The sequence below is a fragment of the Dokdonella sp. genome (assembly GCF_036518555.1).
GTDB lineage: Bacteria > Pseudomonadota > Gammaproteobacteria > Xanthomonadales > Rhodanobacteraceae > Dokdonella_A.
In genome coordinates this window covers 1-3,539 of record NZ_DATDMY010000186.1, presented here as the reverse complement: position 1 = coordinate 3,539, position 3,539 = coordinate 1, and the positions used below count along the sequence as shown (strand labels likewise).

At 75.0% G+C, this 3,539-nt stretch carries 2 protein-coding genes; both read left to right on the top strand.

Annotated features, from left to right (window positions below; genetic code table 11):
• On the top strand, positions 1-1,392 hold a 1,392-nt coding region (locus VI238_RS10710; protein WP_331651145.1), incomplete at its 5' end, for an Ig-like domain-containing protein.
• A gap of 146 nt (positions 1,393-1,538) precedes the next feature.
• The coding region (locus tag VI238_RS10705; RefSeq protein ID WP_331651143.1) for a winged helix-turn-helix domain-containing protein at positions 1,539-3,539 on the top strand (2,001 nt) is incomplete at its 3' end.

The window sequence follows — 3,539 nt, the reverse complement described above, 5'->3', positions numbered from 1 at the left end:
CTGCCCGCGCAGGGCGAGTGCGCGTTCTCGCTGCACTTCACGCCCGCCGCGCTCGGCGCGCAGGCGGCGCGCATCGACGTCGCGAGCGACGGCATGCCGGCGATGTTCGCAGTCGCGGCGAGCGGCAACGGCATCGCGGCGTGGACGGTCACGCCGAGCGCGGGCGCGCACGGCTCGATCGCGCCCGCGACGCCGCAGATCGTCGGCGACGGCGGCAGCCTCGCCTTCACGCTCGCGGCGGAGCCCGGCTACCACGTCGACGCCGTCGGCGGCAGCTGCGGCGGCTCGCTCGCGGGTGCCGTCTACACGGTCGCCGCGGTGCACGCCGACTGCACGATCGAGGCGGGTTTCGCGCTCGATCCGGCGAGTGCGTTCGCCCCGATCGGTGGTTCGCCGCAATCGGCCGAGGTCGACGCCGCGTTCCCGGCGCCGCTGCAGGTGCGCGTGACCAATGCGGCCGGCATCGGCGTGCCCGGCGTCGCGGTGAGTTTCGCCGCGCCGGCGAGCGGCGCGAGTGCGCTCGTCGCCGCGGTGGCGACGACCGACGCCGATGGCGTCGCAAGCGTCGACGCGCGCGCGAACACGATCGCCGGCGGCTATGTGGTGATCGCGGGCGTGGCCGGGCTCGCCGGCACGGCCGCGTTCGAACTGCACAATCTCGCCGGGCCGCCCGTGCACGTCGCCGCAGTCACCGGCGCGCAGCAAGGCACCGTCGTCGACACGGCCTTCGCCGAGCCGCTCGCGGTGCGCGTGAGCGACGCGCACGACAATCCGGTCGCCGGAGTCGCGGTCGTGTTCGCGGCGCCCGCGGGCGGTGCGAGCGCGAGCCTGTCCGCGACGACCGCGACGACCGATGCAGACGGCTCCGCCGCGGTCGGCGCGACCGCGAACGCGAGTGTCGGCAGCTACGACGTCAGCGCGACCGTCGCGGGCACCGCGCAAGCGGCGGAGTTCGCGCTGCAGAACCTCGCGCCCGACATCGCACTCGTCGTCGCGATCGACGATGGCGGCGATTTCGCGAGCTACGGGGACACCGTCGTCTACGACGTCGTCGTGTCCAATCACGGCAGCGCGATCGCGCGCGACGTCGAAGTCGCGGCGAGCCTGCCCGACGGCGCCGACGCGGGCGCGGCGAGCTGGAGTTGCGTCGACGCCGGGACCGGCACCTGCGGCACGGGCGGCAGCGGCGCGTTGCTCGACCATGCGACCGTCGCCGCGAACGACAGCGTGCACTACCTGCTGGCGGTGCCCGTGCGTGCCGACGCGCCCGGCGACGCGATCGAGGTCGGTGCGAGCACGAGCGGCGTCTACGCGGGCGACGTCGCGAATGCGACGGACAGGGACTGGCTCGTCGTGTTCCGCAACGGCTTCGACGCGGCGCTGGGCGACTGAGGCGCGCAGGTCCGCCGCGGCGCGCGAAGCGGCGCGGCGGACCTTACGCGTGCGCAAGCGAGCCGCTACAGTGGCCGGCGGATCGCCGGTGCACGGCGACCCCCGCGGGTCCGGGCGATGGCCCGGACGCCCGCAGCAGTCGGATCATGTCGGCCAGGCACTACCGTTTCGAAGGTTTCGAGCTCGATGCGGCGTCGCGCACGCTGCGCGACGCGAATGGGCCGGTCGCGCTGCCGCTGAAGTCGTTCGACTGCATCGTGTACCTGCTCGAGCAGCGCGAGCGCGCAGTCGGCCGCGACGAACTCATCAGCGCCGTATGGGGGCGTACCGACGTCAGCGATGCGCTGCTCGGCCAGACGCTCGCGCGCGCGCGTCGCGCGATCGGCGACACCGGCGAGGAACAGCGCTGCATCCGCACGGTCGCGCGCTTCGGCTACCACTGGGTCGCACCGGTCACGCTCGTCGAACCGGCCGCGCCTGCGACGGAAGCGCCCGCGCCCGTGCTGCCCGCGCCGGCACCCGCAGCGTCGCCGATCGCGCGAGCAGCGAATGCGGCCACGCCCGTCCGTCGTCGCCGCGCGTACCTGCGCGGGGGTGTCGTCGTGCTCGCCTGCGTCGTGCTCGCGCTCGCCGCCTGGTGGCGCGTCGGGCGCACGCCGCCTGCGCCGGCGCGCGCGGCCGCCGCGCTCGTGCTGCCGGTCGACGTCGCCGACAGCGGCGCTGACGCGCGCTGGATCCGCTTCGGCGCAATGGACTACCTCGCCGCCCGCCTGCGCGAACGCAGCGGCCTCGCGGTGCTGCCGTCCGAGCAGGTGATCGCCTACCTCGCGCGCGACGGCGAAGCCCTCGCCGACCCGGCACGACGCGCCGAGCTCGCGCGCGTGGCGGGCGCGTCGCTCGTGCTCGCCGCGCGCGTGCGCCGCGATGCGCACGGCTGGGCGATCGAACTCGACGTGCAGGACGCCGAGCGCAGTACGCGCCATGCGGCGGTCGCGTCGACACCGCTGCAGGCGATCGATCGCGCGCTCGCCGACTGGCTCGGCGATCCCGCGCTCGCCGAGGCGCCCGCGCGGCCGACCGCGCTCGAGTTGCAGCAGCGCATCGACGCCGCGTTCCTCGAAGGCGACCTGCGCGAGGCGGCCGCGATCGCGGAATCGGCGCCGCCCGACCTGCAGCGCATGCCCGAGATCGCCGTGCGCGTCGCCGAGGTCGACGAACGCGCGGGACGCATGGAGCAGGCTCAGCGTGGCTTCGAGCGCCTCGCCGACGCCGCCGACGTTTCGCCACTCGTGCATGCGCGCGCGCTGTACGGCCTGTGCGCGGTCGCGTTCCGACGCAACGAGCCCGAACGCGCGCAGGCGCACTGCCACGACGCCCTCGCCGCGCTCGCCGGGCGCCACGAACCGCTGCTGCTCGGCCGCGCGTACATGATGCGCGGCGTGATCGAGGACCAGCTCGGCCATTACGAGGACGCCCTCGCGAGTTTCGCGCGCGCACGCATCGAATGGCAGGCCGCGGGCAACCTGCCCGGCGAGGCGAGCCTCGACAACAATGAAGGGCTCGCGCATGCGCACCACGGCCGCTTCGCCGAAGCGGTCGCCGCGTTCCAGCGTGGCGCGGCGGTGTTCGAGCGCTTCGGCGTGACCGACCACCTCGCCTCGTCGCTCGCGGCCAAGTCCGACGCGCAGCGCATGATGCTCGAGGCCGACGACGCGCTCGCGAGCAGCACCAAGGCGTGGCGACTCACGCCGCGCATGGACGATCCGCGTGCGGTGCTCGCGATCGCCTATACGCACGCGCAGGCATTGCTCGCGAACGGTCGGCTCGACGAACTCGGCCGCCTGCTCGAACGCTACGACGACGGCACGCCGGCCGCGCCGCCCGAGTTCGCGCTCATGCGCCTCGCGTGGGCATGCGCGCGCGGCGCGCCGCCGCCGCTGTCGGACGGCGACGCCGACCGGCTCGTCGACCGCGTGCTGGCGCCGCCCGATCCGAGCAGCGACGCGCGCCTCTCGCGCGCGGTCGACCTGCTCGTGACGGCCGCGCTCGCGCAGGGGCGGTCGAACGTCGCCGCGCATGCGCTGAAGCGCCTGCATGATGCGGGCGACACGCCGCTCGATCCCGACCGCGCCTTCGTCGCCGCGTTC